The sequence below is a fragment of the Pseudomonas aphyarum genome (assembly GCF_028657055.1).
Taxonomy (GTDB): Bacteria; Pseudomonadota; Gammaproteobacteria; order Pseudomonadales; family Pseudomonadaceae; genus Aquipseudomonas; species Aquipseudomonas aphyarum.
In genome coordinates, this window is sequence record NZ_JAMDGS010000018.1 from 71927 (window position 1) to 92465 (window position 20539).

19 protein-coding genes and 1 tRNA gene are annotated in these 20539 nt (G+C 60.2%); 12 read left to right on the forward strand and 8 right to left on the reverse strand.

The genetic code is table 11. From position 1 onward, the window contains the following. Positions 1 to 3: 3 nt before the first annotated feature. Both M5G18_RS26590 and M5G18_RS26595 read left to right on the forward strand, forming a co-directional pair. On the forward strand, positions 4 to 954 hold the full coding sequence (locus tag M5G18_RS26590; protein WP_007959974.1) for an alpha-E domain-containing protein: 951 nt from the start codon (positions 4 to 6) through the stop codon (positions 952 to 954). Further along, the gene (locus M5G18_RS26595) at positions 951 to 1760 is read left to right on the forward strand and encodes a transglutaminase family protein (protein WP_007959971.1); all 810 of its coding nucleotides are present in this window, start codon (positions 951 to 953) and stop codon (positions 1758 to 1760) included. The genes M5G18_RS26590 and M5G18_RS26595 overlap by 4 nt, the downstream gene beginning before the upstream one ends. Positions 1761 to 1774: 14 nt before the next feature. Here M5G18_RS26595 and M5G18_RS26600 read toward each other — a convergent pair whose 3' ends face one another. After that, complete coding sequence (locus tag M5G18_RS26600; RefSeq protein ID WP_273900159.1) at positions 1775 to 2635, reverse strand: c-type cytochrome; 861 nt, start codon at positions 2633 to 2635, stop codon at positions 1775 to 1777. Positions 2636 to 3184: 549 nt separating this feature from the next. Between M5G18_RS26600 and M5G18_RS26605 the strand changes: the two genes are divergently transcribed. The 3 genes from M5G18_RS26605 to M5G18_RS26615 all read left to right on the forward strand — a co-directional run bounded on the left by M5G18_RS26605 (position 3185) and on the right by M5G18_RS26615 (position 7371). Next, positions 3185 to 4390, forward strand: a complete 1206-nt coding sequence (locus M5G18_RS26605; protein WP_273900158.1) for an acetyl-CoA C-acetyltransferase — start codon at positions 3185 to 3187, stop codon at positions 4388 to 4390. A gap of 17 nt (positions 4391 to 4407) precedes the next feature. Next, positions 4408 to 6552, forward strand: coding sequence for a 3-hydroxyacyl-CoA dehydrogenase NAD-binding domain-containing protein (locus M5G18_RS26610; protein WP_273900155.1), 2145 nt, complete (start codon positions 4408 to 4410; stop codon positions 6550 to 6552). A gap of 96 nt (positions 6553 to 6648) precedes the next feature. Beyond that, the gene (locus M5G18_RS26615; protein ID WP_085608794.1) at positions 6649 to 7371 is read left to right on the forward strand and encodes an amidotransferase; all 723 of its coding nucleotides are present in this window, start codon (positions 6649 to 6651) and stop codon (positions 7369 to 7371) included. A 39-nt stretch (positions 7372 to 7410) separates the two neighbouring features. Here the strand turns inward: M5G18_RS26615 and M5G18_RS26620 are convergent, their stop codons facing one another. The 3 genes from M5G18_RS26620 to M5G18_RS26630 all read right to left on the reverse strand — a co-directional run bounded on the left by M5G18_RS26620 (position 7411) and on the right by M5G18_RS26630 (position 10146). Then, positions 7411 to 8382: a magnesium and cobalt transport protein CorA gene (locus M5G18_RS26620; RefSeq protein WP_207985505.1), complete on the reverse strand. Its 972-nt coding sequence runs from the start codon at positions 8380 to 8382 to the stop codon at positions 7411 to 7413. A gap of 135 nt (positions 8383 to 8517) precedes the next feature. Beyond that, on the reverse strand, positions 8518 to 9240 hold the full coding sequence (locus M5G18_RS26625) for a 1-acylglycerol-3-phosphate O-acyltransferase (protein WP_273900154.1): 723 nt from the start codon (positions 9238 to 9240) through the stop codon (positions 8518 to 8520). Positions 9241 to 9456: 216 nt separating this feature from the next. Then, positions 9457 to 10146 (reverse strand): crotonase/enoyl-CoA hydratase family protein, encoded by a 690-nt coding sequence (locus M5G18_RS26630; RefSeq protein ID WP_011333225.1) that lies wholly within the window; start codon positions 10144 to 10146, stop codon positions 9457 to 9459. 307 nt (positions 10147 to 10453) lie between these two features. On the opposite strand from M5G18_RS26630, the gene M5G18_RS26635 reads away from it, so the two are divergent. Together M5G18_RS26635 and M5G18_RS26640 are read left to right on the forward strand one after the other, a co-directional pair. After that, positions 10454 to 10543: transfer RNA gene (locus tag M5G18_RS26635), tRNA-Ser, on the forward strand. A gap of 154 nt (positions 10544 to 10697) precedes the next feature. Then, positions 10698 to 11018: a YbjQ family protein gene (locus M5G18_RS26640; RefSeq protein ID WP_007959944.1), complete on the forward strand. Its 321-nt coding sequence runs from the start codon at positions 10698 to 10700 to the stop codon at positions 11016 to 11018. Positions 11019 to 11071: 53 nt separating this feature from the next. Here M5G18_RS26640 and M5G18_RS26645 read toward each other — a convergent pair whose 3' ends face one another. Continuing rightward, positions 11072 to 11350 (reverse strand): hypothetical protein, encoded by a 279-nt coding sequence (locus tag M5G18_RS26645; RefSeq protein ID WP_273900153.1) that lies wholly within the window; start codon positions 11348 to 11350, stop codon positions 11072 to 11074. 242 nt (positions 11351 to 11592) lie between these two features. Here M5G18_RS26645 and M5G18_RS26650 point away from each other — a divergent pair, with 242 nt between their 5' ends. The 4 genes from M5G18_RS26650 to M5G18_RS26665 all read left to right on the forward strand — a co-directional run bounded on the left by M5G18_RS26650 (position 11593) and on the right by M5G18_RS26665 (position 13307). Beyond that, positions 11593 to 11781 (forward strand): hypothetical protein, encoded by a 189-nt coding sequence (locus M5G18_RS26650; protein ID WP_102718270.1) that lies wholly within the window; start codon positions 11593 to 11595, stop codon positions 11779 to 11781. 309 nt (positions 11782 to 12090) lie between these two features. Next, positions 12091 to 12459, forward strand: a complete 369-nt coding sequence (locus tag M5G18_RS26655) for a glycine zipper domain-containing protein (RefSeq protein WP_039769955.1) — start codon at positions 12091 to 12093, stop codon at positions 12457 to 12459. A gap of 137 nt (positions 12460 to 12596) precedes the next feature. Next, entirely contained in the window at positions 12597 to 13019 is a 423-nt protein-coding gene (locus M5G18_RS26660; protein ID WP_007952177.1) for a glycine zipper domain-containing protein, read from the forward strand. 123 nt (positions 13020 to 13142) lie between these two features. Further along, entirely contained in the window at positions 13143 to 13307 is a 165-nt protein-coding gene (locus M5G18_RS26665; RefSeq protein ID WP_007952178.1) for a hypothetical protein, read from the forward strand. 170 nt (positions 13308 to 13477) lie between these two features. Here the strand turns inward: M5G18_RS26665 and M5G18_RS26670 are convergent, their stop codons facing one another. Further along, on the reverse strand, positions 13478 to 13906 hold the full coding sequence (locus M5G18_RS26670; protein WP_273900151.1) for a DUF6896 domain-containing protein: 429 nt from the start codon (positions 13904 to 13906) through the stop codon (positions 13478 to 13480). After that, positions 13903 to 18678 carry an RHS repeat-associated core domain-containing protein gene (locus M5G18_RS29065; protein ID WP_420793902.1) on the reverse strand — a complete coding sequence of 1592 codons (4776 nt, stop codon included), beginning with the start codon at positions 18676 to 18678 and terminating at the stop codon, positions 13903 to 13905. The genes M5G18_RS26670 and M5G18_RS29065 overlap by 4 nt, the downstream gene beginning before the upstream one ends. A gap of 249 nt (positions 18679 to 18927) precedes the next feature. On the opposite strand from M5G18_RS29065, the gene M5G18_RS26695 reads away from it, so the two are divergent. Next, positions 18928 to 19623 carry an HAD-IA family hydrolase gene (locus M5G18_RS26695; protein WP_007960113.1) on the forward strand — a complete coding sequence of 232 codons (696 nt, stop codon included), beginning with the start codon at positions 18928 to 18930 and terminating at the stop codon, positions 19621 to 19623. A gap of 76 nt (positions 19624 to 19699) precedes the next feature. On the opposite strand, the gene M5G18_RS26700 is transcribed toward M5G18_RS26695, so the two are convergent. Beyond that, positions 19700 to 20446 (reverse strand): 3-oxoacyl-ACP reductase family protein, encoded by a 747-nt coding sequence (locus tag M5G18_RS26700; protein WP_273900149.1) that lies wholly within the window; start codon positions 20444 to 20446, stop codon positions 19700 to 19702. Positions 20447 to 20539 lie beyond the last annotated feature (93 nt).

A 20539-nucleotide genomic window follows, 5' to 3' on the forward strand; every position in this document is an offset into this window, starting at 1 on the left:
GCCATGTTAAGTAGAACTGCCTCGGATCTGTACTGGATGTCGCGTTACCTGGAGCGGGCGGAAAACCTCGCACGGATGCTCGATGTCAGCTATTCGCTGTCGCTGATGCCGCAGGACGGCCGTGGCGACGGTCTGCACGAACTGGCGATGCCGCTGTTGATCACCGGCACGCTGGACGATTACCTGGAACGCCACGGCGAGCTGCATGCCGAGCGCTTGCTGCATTTCTTCGCCCTCGACGCGGCCAATCCGGCGAGCATCTACAGCTGCCTCGGCGCGGCGCGGGCCAGTGCTCATGCGGTGCGCGGGCGAATCACTGCCGACATGTGGGAGAACATCAACGCCACCTGGCTGGAGATTCGCGGGATCGCCAATCAGGGCCTCAGCCGCTACGGCATGAGCCGTTTCTGCGAGTGGATCAAGGAGCGTTCGCACCTGTTTCGGGGCGCGTCCTACGGCACCATCATGCGCAACGATGCATTTCGTTTCATTCGCCTGGGCACGTTTATCGAGCGGGCGGACAACACGTTGCGCCTGCTCGATGCGCGTTACGAAATGGCCGGCGATCAGGCGGAAGCAGTCAGCGACGGCACCGCTCACGCCTATTATCAGTGGAGTGCGCTGTTGCGGGCGCTGTCATCGTTCGAGGCCTACACCGAGATCTATCGCGATGCGCCGGGCGCCCGGCATGTGGCCGAGCTGCTGCTGTTGCGCGCCGACGTGCCGCGTTCGCTACGGGCCTGCACCGAAGAGATCGACCAGATCCTCGCGCAACTGCCAGGGGCCAACGGTCGTCCTGCGCAACGACTGGCGGCGGAAATGGACGCGCGTCTGCGTTACACCGGCATTCAAGAAATTCTTGAGGAAGGGCTGCACGCCTGGCTCACCGAATTCATCCCGCTGGTGCGCCAGCTGGGCAACGCCATTCACAGTTCCTACCTGGAGGCCGCATGAGACTTTCCATCAGCCACGAGACCACCTATCACTACGAAGATCAGGTGCGCGCGAGCATCCAGTACCTGCGCCTGACGCCCCACGACAGCGAGCGTCAGCACGTGCTGAGCTGGCAGCTCGACCTGCCGCGCCCGGTGCGCGCCCAGCTCGATCCGTTCGGCAACATCCTGCACGTGCTGACCATGGACGAGCCTCACGAAGCGATCATCATCGGCGCCCGGGGGCAGGTCGATATCGACGAGTTGCGCGAAGCGGAGCACGAGAGCCAGTCGGCGCTGCCGTTCCTGCGTTTCACCCGGCTCACCGAAGCTGACGAGGCGCTGCGGGCGTTTGCCGAGAAATCCTGCAAGCAACGACGCGACCGCAATGCACTGATCGACCTGATGCATGGGCTGAACCAGCACATGACCTATAAGCCGGGCGCCACCGAAGTCGATACCAGCGCCGCCGAAGCGTTTGCCGGTCGGGCGGGTGTTTGCCAGGATCACGCTCACGCGTTTCTGGCCTGCGCGCGCAGCCTTGGGGTGCCGTCACGTTATGTGTCGGGTTATCTGTACAGCGAGGATTGCGAACATCTGGCCAGCCACGCCTGGGCCGAAGCCTGGATCGATGACGCCTGGTACAGCTTTGACGTGACCAATGAACTGGCGCGGCCGGAGCGGCACCTGAAACTGGCGGTGGGTCTGGATTATCTGGATGCCTGCCCGGTGCGCGGCATGCGCCGGGGCGGCGGTTCAGAGCAGATGCACGCGAAAGTGCTGGTGTCGCCGACACCAGCGCCAATCATCTCGGTGCAGCAGCAGTAAGCGGCGGAATTGGATTACTTGGCCGGCGCAACCTTGCGCCCGGCCATGTGCTGCAAATACCCGATCAGTTTCTGCAGATCCGCGTCCGGCAACACTTCGGCGGTAAACCCCGGCATTTTCGCCTGCGGCCACTGACGCAGACTCTGCGGATCGCGGATATAACGCTTGAGGAAGTCCGCGCCGAAGTACTCGGTCGGGTTGTACGGAATATTCAGATCCGGCCCGAACTGCGCATCCCCCGCGCCATTCAGGCGATGGCAGGCCAGACAGTTCTTCTGGAACAGCGCAAAGCCCTGATTCACCGGGTCATCGGCCTTCAATGCAGGATCCGGCAGCAGAGCAGGGAAGCGCTCGGCCACCGGCGCCATGCGCTTGATGCTCGCCACTTCGAACGGCCATTGTTCCGGGCTGATATTGCCGGCCTGCGGATCGGTCCACACCAGATAGAACGGCCCGGCGCTGTGCTTGCCTTCCGACAGCGGCGGCCAGGGCTGCGCCGGATCCTCGATGGCCAGCCAGGCACGGGAACCCTTGTTATTCAGTAGCGGCGCGGCGGACAGTTCGGCGGCAAAACCGTCCAGCGCTACGGCTTGCAGGTGATCGTCCGGTTTGATGCCGGTCAGCAGCGCGGCCATCGGCACGGCGCGATAAGTCATGTCCTTCTTGTAGGACACGTCATTGTTGATCGTGAGGGTTTGTACCTGAGGATGCTTGAGCAATTCCTCGGTCTGCCAGGTGCGGCTGTTCGCGCCCAGCTCCAGGTTCAGCTGCGCGGCAGACAGGGGCATGCTCAGCAGCATGGCCCCGAACAGAATGAGCGTTTTCAAGTGATCGCCGTCCGTGTCGTGGAAGTGCGCAAAGGTTGGCACAGCCATGCTGGCCCGGGTAGCGGGCCAGTCACATTTTCAGTGGCGATAAACAATACCTGCCGCTTGAATCAGCCGATGACCTTGGTCAGGTTCGGCAGAATCAACAACAGCGTCGTGGCGAAAAGAATGAGCCCTGCTTGCCGTACTTTCGGTTGTTTGAACATGGCTTGACCGCCTTTTTTGTTATTTCCTGATGCCTGCCTGCATATCCATGACGGCAAGCGCTGCACTTCCTGTAGCGAACGCCTGTCTCGGCAAAACCCGACGACAACGACGTACATCTTCACCTTAGGGCCCGCGTCACGCTTGGCTTAGATCCATTTCGTATGTATTTGCTACCCGTCGCGATTAAAAAGGCATGAGGCCCATTGCCAGCTTCTTTGCCGCCCGTTTGCTAGACAGCTCGCGCACCTGAACCGGTTAATCAAGCCACGGATGACCGTCCGTCTGAGCGTGCGCGTCAACGTCATTGAGCGCTGTGGTCATTGAATCGATGGCCTGCGAAGACAACAGTGACAGCACGAATTTCACTCACCGCACAGGTTCGAGGACGTCATGACCCAAGCTTTGATTTTCGACGCGTTACGCACGCCCCGTGGCAAGGGCAAGGCCGACGGTTCGCTGCACAGTGTTAAACCGGTGAACCTGGTGGCAGGGCTGCTGACCGCTTTGCAAGCGCGCACGGCGCTGGACACCAGCCAGGTCGATGACGTGGTGCTCGGCTGCGTCACGCCGATTGGCGATCAGGGCTCGGACATCGCCAAGACCGCTGTGCAGGTGGCCGATTGGGACGTCAGCGTTGCGGGCGTGCAGATCAACCGTTTCTGCGCCTCGGGGCTGGAAGCGGTGAACCTGGGGGCGATGAAAGTGCGCTCCGGGTTCGAGGACCTGGTGGTGGTTGGTGGCGTCGAATCCATGTCCCGTGTGCCGATGGGCAGCGACGGCGGCGCCTGGGCGCTGGACCCGCAGACCAACTTGCACAGCCATTTCACGCCTCAAGGCGTCGGCGCCGACCTGATCGCCACCCTTGAAGGCTTTAGCCGGCAGGACGTCGATGCCTACGCGCTGCACTCGCAGCAGAAAGCCGCTCGCGCCAGGGCCGACGGTTCGTTCAGCAAGTCGCTGGTGCCGGTGCAGGATCAGAACGGCATCATCCTGCTCGATCACGATGAGTTCGTTCGCGCCGAGTCGACCCTTGATGGCCTGGGCAAACTCAAGCCGAGCTTCGAGATGATCGGCCAGATGGGCTTCGACGCCACGGCATTGCGGGTCTACAGCCATGTCGAGCGGATCAACCATGTGCACACGCCGGGCAACAGCTCGGGGATCGTTGACGGCGCGGCGCTGATGCTGATCGGCTCCGAAGCCAAGGGGCGCGCGTTGGGCCTGCAACCCCGGGCGCGGATTGTCGCCACGGCGGTCACCAGCACCGACCCGACCATCATGCTCACCGGCCCGGCGCCAGCCACTCGCAAGGCATTGGCCAAGGCCGGGCTGCGGGTGGAGGACATTGACCTGTTTGAAGTCAACGAGGCGTTCGCCTCGGTGGTGCTGAAATTCATCAAGGACATGGCCGTCGACCCGGACAAGGTCAACGTCAATGGCGGCTCGATCGCCATGGGCCACCCGCTGGGCGCCACCGGCTGCGCGATTCTCGGCACCTTGCTCGATGAACTGGAAGCCCGGCGCCTGCGCTACGGCCTCGCGACGCTGTGCGTCGGCGGCGGCATGGGCATCGCCACCATCATCGAACGCCTCTGACCCCAAGGAATCCTGTCATGACCCAAGCCATTCGTTACGAAAAGGGCCAGGACGGCATCGTCCTCCTGACCATCGACATGCCGGGCCAGAGCGCCAACACCATGAACGCGGTGTACCGCGAAGCCATGGCTGAAAGCGTCGCCCGTTTACAGACGGAAAAAGATGACATCGCCGGGGTGATCATCACTTCGGCCAAGAAAACCTTCTTCGCCGGCGGCGACCTGAATGAACTGATCAAGGTCGGCAAGCCCGAAGCCAAGGCGTTCTACGACATGGTGCTGACCCTCAAGGGCCAGTTGCGTACTCTGGAAACTCTCGGCAAGCCGGTGGTCGCAGCGATCAACGGCGCGGCGCTCGGCGGCGGCTGGGAAATCTGCCTGGCTTGCCACCACCGCGTGGCGCTGGACGATGCGTCGGTGCAACTCGGTTTGCCGGAAGTGACCCTCGGCCTGTTGCCGGGCGGCGGTGGCGTGGTGCGCATGGTGCGCATGCTTGGCATCGAAAAGGCTTTGCCGTATCTGCTCGAAGGCAAGAAAGTCCGTCCGCAGCAGGCGTTGCACGCCGGGTTGATCGATGAGCTGGCGGCGGATCGCGATGAGCTGCTGGCCAAGGCCCGGGCCTGGATTCTGGCCAATCCTGCGGCCGTGCAGCGTTGGGATGTGAAGGGTTATCAGATTCCCGGCGGCACGCCATCCAATCCGAAAGTCGCGCAGATGCTGGCGATTGCGCCGTCGATCCTGCGCACTAAAACCCAGGGCACGTTGCCGGCACCGGAGAAGATTCTGTGTGCGGCGGTGGAAGGCGCGCAGGTGGATTTCGACACGGCGCACCTGATCGAAACCCGCTACTTCACCGAACTGACCACCGGCCAGATCTCGAAAAACCTGATCGGCACGTTCTGGTTCCAGCTCAATGAAATCAATGCCGGCGGTTCGCGGCCGCAGAGTTTTGCGCCTTATGTGACGAAACGCGTGGGCGTCCTCGGCGCGGGCATGATGGGCGCCGGCATCGCCTATGTCAGCGCATCGGCCGGGATCGACGTGGTGCTCAAGGACATCAACCTTGCTGCCGCGGAAAAGGGCAAGGCGCATTCGGCGGCGCTGCTGGACAAGAAAGTTGCTCGCGGGCAGATGACTGCGCAGCAGCGTGAAGCAGTGCTGGCGCGTATCCAGACCACTGAAAGTGACGCCGATCTGGCAGGTTGCGATCTGATCATCGAGGCGGTGTTCGAGGATCGTCAACTCAAGGCCAAGGTCTCGGCAGCAGCGCAACAGGTGGTCGGGGCTGACGCGGTGATTGCTTCCAACACGTCGACCTTGCCCATCACTGGCCTGGCGACCGCAGTACCGGATCAAAGCAAGTTCATCGGCCTGCACTTCTTCAGCCCGGTGGAAAAAATGCCGCTGGTGGAAATCATCAAGGGCGCGCAAACCAGCGACGAAACCCTCGCGCGCGGGTTCGATTTCGTACTGCAAATCAAGAAAACCCCGATTTTGGTCAACGACAGTCGCGGCTTCTTCACGTCGCGGGTGTTCGGCACCTTCACCAATGAAGGCATCGCGATGCTGGGTGAGGGCGTCAGCGCGCCGATGATCGAGACTGAAGCGCGCAAGGCCGGCATGCCTGTCGGGCCTCTGGCGATCTCTGACGAAGTTTCCCTCAGCCTGATGAGCCATATCCGTCAGCAAACGGCCAAAGACCTTCAAGCAGAAGGGAAACCGCTGATTGAGCACCCGGCGTTCGCCGTGATTGACTTGCTGCTCAACGAATACAAGCGGCCGGGCAAGGCAGCGGGAGGCGGTTTTTACGAGTACCCGGCGGGTGGGCAGAAACATCTGTGGCCCGAACTGAAAACCCGTTTCGAGAAAGCCGACGGGCAGATTTCGCCGAAGGATGTGCGCGATCGGTTGTTGTTCGTGCAGGCCATCGAGACCGTGCGCTGTGTGGAAGAGGGCGTGCTGACATCGACGGCGGACGCCAACGTCGGCTCGATTTTCGGCATCGGTTTCGCGGCCTGGACGGGCGGCGCGTTGCAGTTCATCAACCAATATGGCGTGAAGGACTTTGTCGCGCGGGCGCAGTACCTGGCGGAGCAGTACGGTGAGCGTTTCGCACCGCCTGCGCTGCTGTTGGAAAAGGCCGCGAAAGGCGAGTTGTTCTAACGGGGCGGGGACGCATTTCGGGGGCTTGCCTTGCCGGGTGGTTTCAAGGCAGGCTCTGGGGTGTGCATTATTCCCATCACGTGTCAGGTATTTTTTATGTCGCTACGCATCTGCATTCTGGAAACCGACATCCTGCGTCCGGAACTGGTCGATGAATATCAGGGTTACGGGCAGATGTTCCAGCGCCTGTTCTCGCAACAGCCGATTGCCGCCGAGTTCACGGTGTACAACGTGATGCAAGGCGATTATCCGAGTGATGACCTGACTTTCGATGCGTACCTGGTCACCGGCAGCAAGGCCGACTCGTTCGGCACTGATCCGTGGATCCAGACCCTCAAGCAATACCTGCTGAACCGCTATGAGCGCGGCGACAAACTGCTCGGCGTGTGCTTCGGCCATCAGTTGCTGGCGCTGCTGCTGGGCGGCAAGAGCGAACGCGCCACGCAAGGCTGGGGTGTCGGCATCCACAACTACAAACTGGCGGCCAAGGCACCGTGGATGAGCCCGGTGCGCGAGGAGCTGACGCTGTTGATCAGCCACCAGGATCAGGTCACGGCGTTGCCGGAAAACGCCACAGTGATTGCTTCCAGCGATTTCTGCCCGTTCGCCGCGTACCACATCAACGATCAGGTGCTGTGCTTCCAGGGGCATCCGGAATTCATTCACGACTATTCGCGAGCGCTGCTGGATCTGCGTCAGGAAGCGCTGGGTGAGCAGGTGTACAGCAAGGGTGTGGCCAGCCTGGAGCATCAGCACCACGGCACCACTGTTGCGGAATGGATGATGCGTTTCGTGGCGCACAAGCCGACCGCTGCTTGAATCCAGGCGCCCCCGTGTTTTGCACGGGGGCGTTTTTTCTTATAACCAGCCCGATTTCTTGAAGCTCGCCCACAGGCTCACGCAGCCGACCGTGATAAAGCCCAGTACGCCGAAATAGCCGTAGTGCCAGCTCAGCTCCGGCATGTTCTGGAAGTTCATCCCGTAAATCCCCGCCACCGCCGTCGGGAACGCCAGAATCGCCGCCCATGCCGCGAATTTGCGCTGCACCACGCTCTGGCGTGACGCCTCCAGCAACACGCCGATTTCGATGGTCTGGCTGGCGATGTCGGCCAGCGTAGTCAGGTCTTCCATCTGCCGCGTGACATGGATCTGCACATCGCGAAAGTACGGGCGCATGTTCTTGTCGATGAAGGGGAAGCTCAGCTTCTGCAGTTCCTCGCCGATTTCCACCATCGGCGCGGCGTAACGGCGCAGGCGCAGGACGTCGCGACGCAGGCCGTGCAGCTTCTGGATGTCGTATTCATTCAATGCGCTGCACAACACGTTGCGTTCCAGTTCATCAATCTCGGCGTGAATCGCTTCGCCCACCGGCTGATAGTTTTCGATCACGAAATCCAGCAGCGCATACAGTACGAAATCTTCCCCGTGCTCCAGCAATAGCGGCCGCGCCTCACAGCGTTGGCGGACGTGGGCGTAGGACGCCGAGTGTCCGTTGCGGGCGGTGATGATGTAGCCCTTGCCGGCAAAGATGTGGGTTTCGATGAACTGCAGAATCCCGTGTTCGCGCACCGGCGAATAGGTGACGATGAACAGTGCGTCGCCAAAGGTTTCCAGCTTCGGCCGGCTGTGCTTTTCCAGGGCGTCTTCGATGGCCAGTTCGTGCAGGTTGAACTGGCGTTGCAGGTTGGAGAGTTCCTGGGCGTTCGGCTCTTCGAGGCCGATCCAGACGAAGTGGCCGGTCTTGGCGGCCCAGGCCGCGCCTTCGTCGAGGGAAATATTGGTGACTTTCTTACCGGCGCTGTAAACCGCAGCAGCAACAACTCGACCCATGGTGGTGATTCACTTCTTCTTGGCAGATGGCAGGGGAGACATGGCTTCAGCTTAGCCGTGTCGCTGCTTGAGAGTCAGTGAAATCTGCACAGTTCACCGGGCAAAAGAAAACCCGCACAGGGCGGGCTTCTTTTTTCATGCGGCTTGCAGCTGCCGATCCATCGCTTCGATGCACTCGCGCATCTGCTCGCGGCATTGGGTGATGAGCATGGGCATGTCGTCCATGGTCAGGCCGGCGGTAGGAATTGCCGGCAGCGAGCGTATGAGGATTTTCCCGCTGTGCCAGCGATTCAGACGCATGTGCTTGATGTAGCTGCTGACACACACCGGAACGATCGGCACCCCGGCGGCAATGGCCATCTGGAACGCGCCTTTCTTGAATGGCAGCAGTTCCTCACCCAGGTTGCGCGTGCCTTCCGGGAACACCCAGATCGAGGTGTCTTTGTGCTGCAAGGTGTCGGTGGTGGTCAGCATCGACTGGCGCGCCTTGTGCGCGTTCCCACGATCGATCAACACATTGCCCGCCAGCCAGAACAGCTGCCCGAACAGCGGCACCCACTTCAGGCTCTTTTTGCCGATGCACACAGTCCGGCGTGGCACCACGTTGCCGAACACGAACAGGTCGTAGTTGGACTGATGGTTGGCGATGATCACGCAGCTGTCGGGTTTGTTCATCAACGGGCCGACGTCGGCCTTCACTCGCAGACGCAAAATGCACATCGCTGGCAGCGCATAGAGGCGGGCGCACAGGCGACTGTTGTCCGGATTGAATGGCCGGCACAGCCCGAGGATCACTCCGAGGATCCCCGCCAGAATAAAGTGCAGGCCCATCAATAACATACGAAACACAAACAGCATTTTCAGGCCCATCGGGACAAAAGGTGGCGCAGTGTACGGATGTGCACTGTTTTCGGCAATTGCCGCTATAGAGTCCGGAGATGGGCGATGTTTAAGCGCATGTTTCCGACTTGTTGGTCAGAGGCGTCCTAGAGCTGCCGCGGAGTTTTCAACAGGTCGCGTAAGAAAAAGCCCGACACAACGGTCGGGCTTTTCTGAATCGGTATGAGCCGGGTGTCAGCCCAGATGCTCCTGATCCTGGATGATGGCGTTGTCCAGGGTTTCCAGCAGCGCCTTGCGCACTTTCAGCTTGGTGTTCTTGTGCGCGGTCATGTTGATCTTCTTCAACTGACGCGCAGCGGCGAGGGCAGCGCCTTGCAGTTCCTCAGCCGCGACCACTTTGTCGAGGAAGCCGGCATCCACTGCGCTTTGCGGATCGAACATCTCGCCGTTGATCACCGAGCGATGGAAGGCCGAGCGACGAAGGCGATCACGGGCCAGCTCGATGCCGGCGTGGTGCATGGTCATGCCGATCTGCACTTCGTTCAGACCAATGCTGAACGGGCCGTCGACACCGATCCGGTAATCGGCGGACAACAGAATGAATGCACCCTTGGCGACGGCATGCCCCGGGCAAGCAACAATCACCGGGAACGGGTGCGACAACAGGCGACGGGCCAGGGTCGAACCGGCAGTCACCAGGGACACGGCTTCTTTAGGGCCGGCAGTCATCACTTTCAGGTCATAGCCGCCAGAGAGAATGCCCGGCTGACCGGTGATGATCACAATGGCGCGATCCGCCACCGCCTGATCCAGCGCCGCGTTAAAGGCCGCGATCACGTCCGGGGAAATGGCGTTGACCTTGCCGTTGCTCAGGGTCAGGGTCGCGATACCGTCTTCGAGGTGGTAGGCAATCAGGTCGCTCATGGCGCAATTCCTTATAAGAAAGATGGGCAGACGTTACCCACCGTCGCCGGTCAGGTAAAGCACTGTGACTGACCCGCCAGTCACCGTTAACCGGCCGATGCACTGCAACACGCCCCGCGCCTGACGCCTGCGCACCTATATAGAAGGGCTGCGCCCACCCGAGATTGGCCGGATTGCCATGGCCCCTAGAAGGTGGAAGCGACTTTTTCTCTTAACCGCATGAAAATTCTGAAAAAAAGTTTGCCATCAGAAAAGCTTTCGACTACATTAGCGCGCCTCGACAGACAGAACATGTTTGAAGAGATACGGTGAAGTGTCCGAGTGGCTTAAGGAGCACGCCTGGAAAGTGTGTATACAGGAAACTGTATCGAGAGTTCGAATCTCTCCTTCACCGCCAAATTCGATGTAAACAAAACCCCTGGTTTCGAAAGAAGCCAGGGGTTTTGTGCATTCTGGCGTCCGGATTTTTTTGGTCACAGAGATCGGTTCGGCTTCTTTTTGCCAGGGCATTACAATCGCGGTTTTATCCGGCATGTAAAAGGACGACCTCCATGATCATTTCCACCACCCATTCCATCGAAGGCCGGCAGATCACGGCGTATCTGGACATCGTCAGTGCCGAGTCGGTGCAGGGCGTGAATGTGATACGCGATATGTTCGCGGGCATGCGGGACTTTTTCGGCGGGCGTTCGCAGACACTGGAGCGGGCGTTGAAGGAGGCGCGTGTTCAGGCGACTGACGAGATCAAGGAGCGCGCGCGGGCCTTGCAGGCGGATGCGGTGGTCGGGGTGGATTTCGAGATCAGCATGCCGGCAGGGAAGGGTGGCATGGTGGTGGTGTTTGCGACTGGCACGGCGGTCAAGTTGCGCTGAGCATTGGTTTGCGCTTGTGAGCCCATTCAACGGAATGGGCTCGTTGCTGACAATCAGCCCTGCGGTTTGAGCAGGATGGTGCCTTTCGAGTCGTAGGTCAGCGGCGTATCGATGGCGACGAGAGGCGGGGTATCGCCTGGTTGAACTGGCTGAACCGGGTCCGGGTGGTAGATGACGCCAGGCTGCAACGGGCTCGGGCCGGTCGGCTGCTTGATGACGATTTCACCTGAAGCGACTTTTTCCTTGAATTTCTCCGCCCCGGCTTTACCAGCGGCGATCTGCTCGTCCGTGAGCTTTACAACAGGCATCGGTGGGAATCCTTTGATTTCCATGTTCTCTCCTTGAGATTCATTGCGTAGGAAAAAGGGCAGCGGCCGGTCGCCGGGAATCTTTAGCCGCGTGAGACCAACGGTTCCTCATTGTGTTTAGTTTCTGTAGGCCATTCGTCGGGCTTCGGGCGATCTGAATCACAAGTCCAGGAATGACCGGCTAGTCTCAAAAGCCTTGGAGGTCGATATTTTTTCAGGCAAAAGGGTTTGCCGGTGTCGGCCCGCATTTGAAAAGGGGTGAAGAGATGACTGATCCGTACATCGAAGACGACGGGGCTGAATTTCCATTCAACAATTGCGTGCGCTGCGGCCAGACGGAGTATCAGGCCGGCTTCGGCGAGGACCCGGTGCAGACCGGCAAGATCAAGTCGGCAGCACCCAAGGGGCCTAAAGCAAAATTTCTGCCCAAGGTGACAGCACGTTCCAGGAAGTAATCGGATTCCACACAGCCCCGCCATTGAGCGGGGCTTTTTGTTTCTATTTTTTGAGAAGCGTCCTACAGAAATTGCGGATTCGTCTGGTCTCTTTCACAAACTTTTCACACCCGGCTGAGTAGGGTGAAGCCATCCGTTAGAAAGCAAGTCTCCAGCCCGTCTCCCCAGCGGGCTTTTTTTTGCCCGTCATAAAACCTTTTCCGTATTCGCTGTCCAATCGGCGCCAAGTGCGCTGCAACGCTGGACATTGCCGCGACAACAGCATTCAATCTGCGCCCTTTTTTTATCCCTTCTGTTGAGGTTTTCGTCATGCGTTTAACTCTGCCTGCTCTGGTTCTGGGGCTTCTGGTTGCTCAAGGTGCAATGGCTGGCGACGGTACCGCCGCACTGGGTGGCGGTCTGGGCGGTGCGCTGGGTAACGTGGTTGGCCAGAAAATGGGCGGCAGCACCGGTGCAGCGATTGGTGCTGGTGTAGCGGGTGCTGCCGGCAGTGCATTGGCTGCCAAGAAAGGTGCCCGTACCAAAGCGGCCATCGGCGGCGGCGTCGGCGCGGCAGGTGGTTCGGTGATCGGTAACAGCCTGGGTGGCAAGACTGGCGCCACCATCGGTGCTGGCCTGGGCGGCGCAGCCGGTGGCGCGGTGGGCAGCAATCTGTCCAAGGGCCACAAGCGTCACTGATTGCCAGCGCGTGACTGAAAAGGCCCGGCTTTATGCCGGGCCTTTTCGTTGCTGAACGTTTTTCCCGGATACGCCTCCAATGCCACATAGCCCCCTCCGCGGGCGTACCGTCCCGACTCGGGACCTGTGAGGTCTGTATGCGATTGACATTATCCGCATTGGTTTTGGGATTGTTCGTGGCCCAAGGCGCCATGGCCGCCGGTGATGGCACAGCCGCCGTGGGTGGTGGATTGGGTGGCGCGCTGGGCAATGTGGTCGGCGGCCAGCTCGGCGGCAGCACCGGCGCTGCGGTGGGTGCAGGCGTTGGCGGTGCGGCCGGCAGTGCCGTCGGCGCAAACAAACGCAACCGCACGGAAGCCGCCATTGGCGGTGGCCTCGGCGCCGCAGGCGGGTCGGTGGTCGGCAACAGCCTCGGCGGCTCCACCGGTTCGACTATCGGCGCAGGATTGGGCGGCGCAGCGGGTGGTGCGGTCGGCAACAACCTGGGTGACGATGGCGGCAAGTCGCACTCCGGGGGCGGCCACAAGCACAAGAACAAACACAAGAACCGTCATCGTTGAGTGACCGGTTCTACGGAAACCCGGCTTTATGCCGGGTTTTTTGTACCTGCGCGTCATGCGCAGGAACGAATGGCGACCATACTTTTCGAACGTCCTATACGAATGCGATTGACGAGGTGCGCCATGACTCCCGAAACCGAAGGCAAGGAAGAAAAAGGCCCGAGCGGATTGCCGTTTATCAATGATCCGGGGAATGAAGATCCGGGATCGTTGATGGATGATGCGACGGTTCCGCTTTTGGAGGGTGAGGAAGAGCTTGAGTATGAGGATTTTGATGATGATGAGTGATGGGGCACTCACTTCACCGAGATTGGTGCACACCGAATGAGACTTAAATATTTTCTGCAGTAATTTTCACGTACTGCCCGTTTAGATAGCATCTTGGATGCGCAGTGAGGGAGGAGAGTTTGGATTGGTTTTGAGGGCCTGAGTCAACAGGCCATTTTTTGTGGTGGCGCTTAATCTGTATCTCCCGAGTCAGCCAATACATAAAGATTGCTTATGGCTGACATTTTTTTGATTTTTTCCAGTTTTACATATTCTTTGAATTCTCTTTCAACAGTTTCTTCGTCGCAGTATTTTTTATATTTGGATGGTCTGTCGCAGGAAAAGTTGTATAGGCGCCAAATATCAAATCCATTAATTTCACAGTTAGGGCCATAGTCAAAATCTACGGTTTCTTTCGGCAAGTGGATAAAGCATCCGATGCCATGTAATTCATACTTAACGCCTCCAGTGACTTTCCCGCATCGCTTTATCGCCTTTGTATGCCAAAGCCTTCGAATATCTCGAGTGCCAAATTCACGCTCAAAAAACAAGGTGCCGGACTCCACCGTGGAGATGAAGTCATTTATCAGGATTTCCAAAGCTTCATTTTTATCGCTCATCTTCTTCTCCGGTGCTCCAATCTGTCTAGGCCTACATTATTTGCTGAGTCTAATACGTCCTCAATACTTTTTAGAGACCCGTTGTATGTGTTGAGGTTGGTTATAAGTCTAATTGTCACATTGGTCGCAGTTTGCCGTGCAGCCGCTGCACGATGGTGTCCGTCCAGAATGTATAGGTTGCCGTCATATTCTATAACGTCAATGGGATATGCTGGGTTGTATCCGTCACGCATTCTGTTTTTATAGTCGTCGACTTTTTTGGTTGAGGCTTTTCCCTCTATTGTATGTACTCGCTTCAAGATTTTTGGATCTATATTGTGAGCAATGGTCGGTAGATTCGGCTCTCCCTCTTCAACCTTAACCCCATTACTTCCATCTGGAATCTCACAACCCGGCCTATTCGGCGGCGGACAATTGGACGTCAACCCCAACGGATCCACCCACCCCGTCGGATTCGGCACGTACCGGTACTGGTTCAGCCCACCCGCCAGCTTCACCGGATCCGGCGTCAGGTACCGTCCCACGTCCGGGTCGTAGTACCGGTGCCGGTTGTAATGCAGCCCACTTTCGTCATCGAAGTACTGCCCCTGAAAGCGCAGCGGCTGGTTCAGGTAATCCTCGCTCGCCAGTTCCAGCGAGGTGACCTTGCCGTAGGCGCTGTATTTGGCGGACCAGACGATGTCGCCGCTGTAGTCGGTCAGCTCCTGCGGGGTGCCGAGGTGGTCGAGTTGGTAGTAGAACGGGCAGGCGCGTTTCGGGCCTTTGCCGTCGAGCATCGCCAAGGGGCGGAAGGTGCCGGGTTCGTAGATGAAGCTGCGGTGCTGGGTCGGGCTGCTTTCGGCGATCAGGTGGTCGCCTTGCCAGAAGAACTCGGTGGTCTGGCCGTCGACGGTTTTGCGGATGCGCCGGCCGAAGGCGTCGTATTGGTAGGTGGCGGTGGTGCCGTCGGGGCGGGTGAGGCCGATCAGGCGGTGCTGACTGTCGTAGCGGTATTCGGTCACGAGGGTTTGCGCGCGGCCGCGGCGTTCGCGGATCAGGTTGCCGAAAGCGTCGTAGTCGTAGTGGCGGTCGCCCTGCATCAGCAGGCGGTTGCCTTTGATCTGTGTCGGGCCGGGACGGTCCTGCATCAGCAGGTTGCCGGCCGGGTCATGGGCAAAGTTTTCCGGCACATCGTCGCGGGTGTGGCGTACGCGGATCAGCCGGTCGAGGGCGTCGTAGGTGTAGCTGCGCTGGCCGTGGCGGGTGTCGGCGATGTGTTCGAGGTTGCCGTTGGCGCTGTAGGCAAAGTCGCGGCGGTACAGCGAGTTGCGCTGATGGCCTACGGCGTGGGCGCTTAACCGGCCCTGTTCGTCGTAGGCGTATTCGCTGAGCAGCAGGCCTTGCTGGCGCTGCTGTTCGCGGCCGTTCTGGTAGACGTGGCGGGTGAGCAAGGCGCCGTTGAGGTCGATCGCGGTCAGCGCGCCGCCCTTGGCGTAGTGGTAGTCGAGCTTGCTGTTGTCCGGCAGGCGCAGGCGGGTGAGCTGGCCGCAGGCGTCGTAGGCATAACGCAAGGTGCCCCAGCCCTGATGCTCGCGCACCAGCCGATCCTGCAGATCGTATTCGAAGGCCAGCGGGTGATCCTGGCCGTCATCCACCCCGACCAGCCGACCGAGACGGTCATAGCGGTAGCTGACCTCGGTCCCGTCCGGCAGGGTCTTGAGCAGCAGGCGCCCGGCGCTGTCGCGCTCATAAGCGGTGACCAGTGTCGAGCCGTCGTCGCCGTACTCGGTCTTTTCCAGCAGGTGGCCGTTGTGGTCGTAGGCGTAGGCGGTGCGCCGGCCATCGAAGCCGGTTTCCTGTCGGATCAGTCCGGTGGGCGTGTAGTCCAGAAGGTACTTTTCGCCGGACTCGTTCTCGATTTCCGTGAGCAGCAGCTGCGCATGGTCGTAGCGGTATTGCAGCCGCGTGCCGTCGGGATTGATCCGCCGGCTGACCAGGTGCAGGTCGTCGTCATATTCGTAGCGGGTGATGCGCCCCAGTTCATCGCGTTCGGCGGTGATCTGGCCGTAGGCGCTGTAACTGAACGCTCGTGTCGCCCCGGTAGGCGAGCTGGTCTGAATCAGCCGGCCAACAGCGTCCCAGGCCTGACGAGTGACCGCACCGTGTTCATCCTGCGCAGTAATCCGCCGCCCCAAAGCGTCGTAGGAAAACTTCCGAACCCCACCGTCCGGCAAGCTTTCCTCGACCAGTTGGCCGAGGTCGTTCCACACAAACACATGGCGACCGGAATCCGGATAACGGATCGACAGCAACCGCCCCTGCGCGTCGTAGTGGTAATGGGTGACGTGACCGTCCGGATCGACCGCCTCGGTGATATCCCCCTGAGCATTACGCCGGTAGGTCCACACCGCATCGCCACGCGAACGGCTGTGCAGGAAACCATTGCGGTACTCGTAGGACGTCGGTGCATCGTCCGGCGGAATCAGCGCGATCAGCCGTCCGGCATCGTCGTAGCGGTACTCGGTAACCGCCCCCAGTGCATCCTGCTCGGCGACCAGCCGACCCGCCGAATCATAGGCCTTGAGCTGTTCACCACCATCGGCGGCGACCAGCCGCACCAGCCGCGCGGTGTCGTCGTGGACGTAAGTTTCCTCAGTCCCATCGACGTAATGCACGGTGACACGGCCGGCATCATCCCAGACGTAACGCGTATCCATCTGCGAAAACGACGCCCAGTGCCGCACGCAACGCGCCGCCTTGCCGGCACGCTCCCACTCCCAGAAGAAGCTCGCGCCGCCGGCCAGTTGCCGTTGCAGGATGACGTGCTGATCGTCGTAGTCGTAACGCTCGCTTTCGCCGACCGCGTTCGCCGCTTCTATCAGCCGATGGCGGGCATCAAAGCGGTAACTGGCCAGCGTCTGCTCGGTGCGCCAGGCAGACTCCCGAAAAACCTGATAATCGACCGCAACCAGATGCGCTCGCTCATAGCGCAGCAACAGAGAACGACCAGCCCCGTTATCTAGCCGCTGAATCCGGTCGGAAAAATCCCGATGCACCGTCAGACGATTGCCGTAGGCATCGCTGACAGCAGTCAGACGCCCAGCCCGAAAGTGATAAAACCGCGCCGCGTCCCCCGCCAGCGCAACAATCAGCTCCTCAGGCTCATCCCCGAGAAAGATCGCCGCCCGCGACAAGCTGTTGTGGATCGCCGGCCGCTCGACGCTCGGCAACGGAAACCGCGTGCGCCGGTTCTCATGGTCAACCCAGACCACGCCATCGCCATCAACCTCCAGCCGATGCGCCAGCGAATGACTCCAGCCAAACCCCAGCCCGACATCGATCTCGGCCGCGCTGGTGCGGTACAACCGGCTGAACTCGAACGGCAACAGCCCATCGAGCACGCCATCGGTCAGCGTCAGCAGCTCTTCGCCGGTGACCATCGACACCGGGCACCCGTTGGTGCAGGTCAGCGGCGCACAATCAGCACTGTCACCGTTGGGATTTTTCGCCTGATCCGAAGCGTCATCGCGAGGCTCATGCCGTTCCATTCGCGTCATGCCGTGGGATTTGTCGCGGGCAATGGCCGCCGGATTGGGCACCGTCAGCTCCAGCGCATCCGCCGTGCGAACCTCCAGCGGGACAGCCGGTGTCGGCCGCAACGGCGCCTGCCGCGCATTGACCATCAACGGTTTTAAAGCGCTCGCATGTCGGGTCAGGTCAGGCGCCGAGGTCATCTCCGCCAGCCTCAACGCCGACGCCGCCAGCCATTCCCGCGCACGCGGCGACTTGATCTTGCCCAGTACCTTGGTGCTCAACCGCAGCGGCACACCCATGCCACCCGACACACACATCAGCAGAAAACTGACCAGCAGCTCGGCCCGAACCTCAGCCACTACCTCGGCCAGATACTGCGGCGGCAACATCTTCAGCCAACTGGTAAAGGCCGCCAGATAAATGAACAGCAACGGCTCATCGCCGAGCATCAGCAGGCCATTGGCAATGGCCTCGCTGGACGCCTCGAGCAAGGCATCCAGTTCAACGCTGGACAGGTATTGCAGAAGCTTTTCGCTGTTGGCCTGCAAATCGGCGAGCAGGGCAAACAGCTGCTTCACGTCATCCCAGACACCATTCAGGGCGGATTCGAAGCCATGCCAGTCAGCCCGTTGCAACTGCCCGTAACGCTCGGTGAAACCGGCGCTGGAAAACTCCGTCCACTGCGGTTGAAACCCTTTCCATTCCTCACGCAGCCAGCCTTCCAGGCCATCAACAAGGCCCTGATACGAGGCGTACAACATTTGGATATGCGCGGTGGAAACATCGGGAAAGAAGGTGATGCGATAACGCTGGCCCCGGTCGCAGTCCTCGACCTTGAGAATGCCGCTGGGGCCGATGGTGTAATGCAGCGGTTCGCCGAAACCGAGAACACCGTCGACATCGGAAATGACCGGTTCAAGGATCACCGGCGTATCACCGATCGGCACAAACCGCGCGGCTTCGAACATGTGCACCAGCGTCAGGGAGCCGCTGGCGGAACACATGGCGACGGAGGAACTGATGGGTTTGCGGCTGGCAACCGGCGCACTGAGTCGGACATCGTTGCCGACCTGGAACACTTGCTCGACAGCCAGCGCGGTGCCCGTCCAGAACTGCTCGGCCCAGGTGTCATAGTTGTTGAGGCAGAGACGAAACTCCTTAAACAGCTTTTCGACGTCGGGCTGATCAGGGTTCAGCGCAGCGACCACCAGCAAACCAATGCTGTTGTTCAGTTTCAGGAGTTGGTCAGATGGAAGCATTCGCAGTCACTCGCGCGCATCAGGGGAATGGCGCGAAACTGTGCGGGGGATCAAACAGGAAAGAAGTCAGCCGAGTAGGCGATGTCTGTAGGGCGATTCTCTAAATCTGCGGGAGGGCGTTCGGCGGACAACCGACATTGCCCGTTGCTCAACCTCGGCCGGGCTCGTTATGCTGCTGAACCCTTTAATCAGATCCGAGCAGCGGCGCTATCCACGCCGCCCGGGATGTCTTTGATAACGGATCCGATGATGAATGCACCGCTGAAGGCGTTCGGCCCGATCAAGGCCGTGATTTTCGATATGGACGGTTTGCTGCTGGACACCGAGGGCATTTACACCGAGGTCACCTCGCTGATTGCCGAGCGGTACGGGCGCACCTTCGACTGGAGCATCAAGCAGAACATCATCGGCCGTGGCGCCGGCGATCTGGCCCGTTATGTGGTTGAAGCTCTGGACCTGCCGATCACCGCCGAAGAGTTTCTGGTGATCCGCGAGCCGCTGATGCGCGAGCGTTTTCCCACCGCGCAAGCGATGCCGGGCGCCGAGGAACTGATCCGCCACCTCAAGGCGCACAACATTCCGATTGCCGTCGGCACCAGTTCGTCGCGTCAGTCGTTCGGGCAGAAAACCACCTTGCATCGCGACTGGTTTGCACTGTTCGACTTCATCGTCACCGCTGACGACCCGGAAGTCGGCGCGGCCAAACCGGCGCCGGACATCTTCCTCACCGCCGCGCGCCGCCTGGGTGTAGCGCCGGAAGATTGTCTGGTGTTCGAAGACTCGCCATTCGGCGTGACGGCGGCGAAAGCAGCCGGCATGACCGCCATCGCGATTCCCGATGCCGCCATGGCCGATGAAAAATACGCACACGCCGACGGGATTCTTCGTACGTTGAAAGCGTTCACGCCGAGTGCATGCGGATTGCCGGCGCTCGACTGGGCCTGATCAAACCGCCGACAAAAAAACGCCGCCCCTCTATTAAAGGAGGGGCGGCGTTTTTGGTTATCGACTATCTGATCAATCAGGCGCCGAAACCACCGTCGATGGTCAGGCTGGCACCGGTGATGTAACCGGCCTCCGGGCTGGCGAGGTAGGCCACGAAGCTGGCGATTTCCTCGGCTTTACCGTAGCGACCCACCGCCATCAGCGGGATCAGGCTGTCAGCGAACTCGCCGTGGGCCGGGTTCATGTCGGTATCGACCGGGCCGGGCTGCACGTTGTTGATGGTGATGCCGCGTGGGCCGAGGTCGCGGGCCAGGCCTTTGGTCAGGCCCACCAGCGCGGACTTGCTCATCGCATACACGCCGCCACCGGCGAAGGGCATGCGGTCGGCGTTGGTGCTGCCGATGTTGATGATGCGCGAGCCTTCGCCCATGTGTTTGGCGGCTTCCTGGCTGGCGATGAACACGCTGCGCACGTTGATTGCCAGGGTCTGGTCGAAGTCTTCCAGTTTGAAGTCTTCCAGCGGGGCGACGGCCAGCACGCCGGCGTTGTTGACCAGAATGTCGAGGTGGCCAAAGGTTTCGACAGTGGCGCTTACGGCGTGGCGGATGGCACCGGCGTCGGCGCTGTCGGCCTTGATCGCCAGGGCTTTGCCGCCGGTGGCGGTGATGCTGTTTTGCAGTTCTTCAGCCTTGGCGGCCGAGCTGACATAGGTAAAGGCAACTGCGGCGCCTTCAGCGGCCAGGCGTTTGACGATGGCGGCACCGATGCCGCGAGAGCCGCCTTGAATCAGAGCGACTTTACCGCTGAGGTTTTGAGTGGTCATGTTCGATCTCCAGAAGTTTCAAGGCAGGCTGCCTTGGTGTGGTGTCGAGTATCTGCCCCTCGCCACCAGGCGAGTAGACCGTGGTTGCTATAG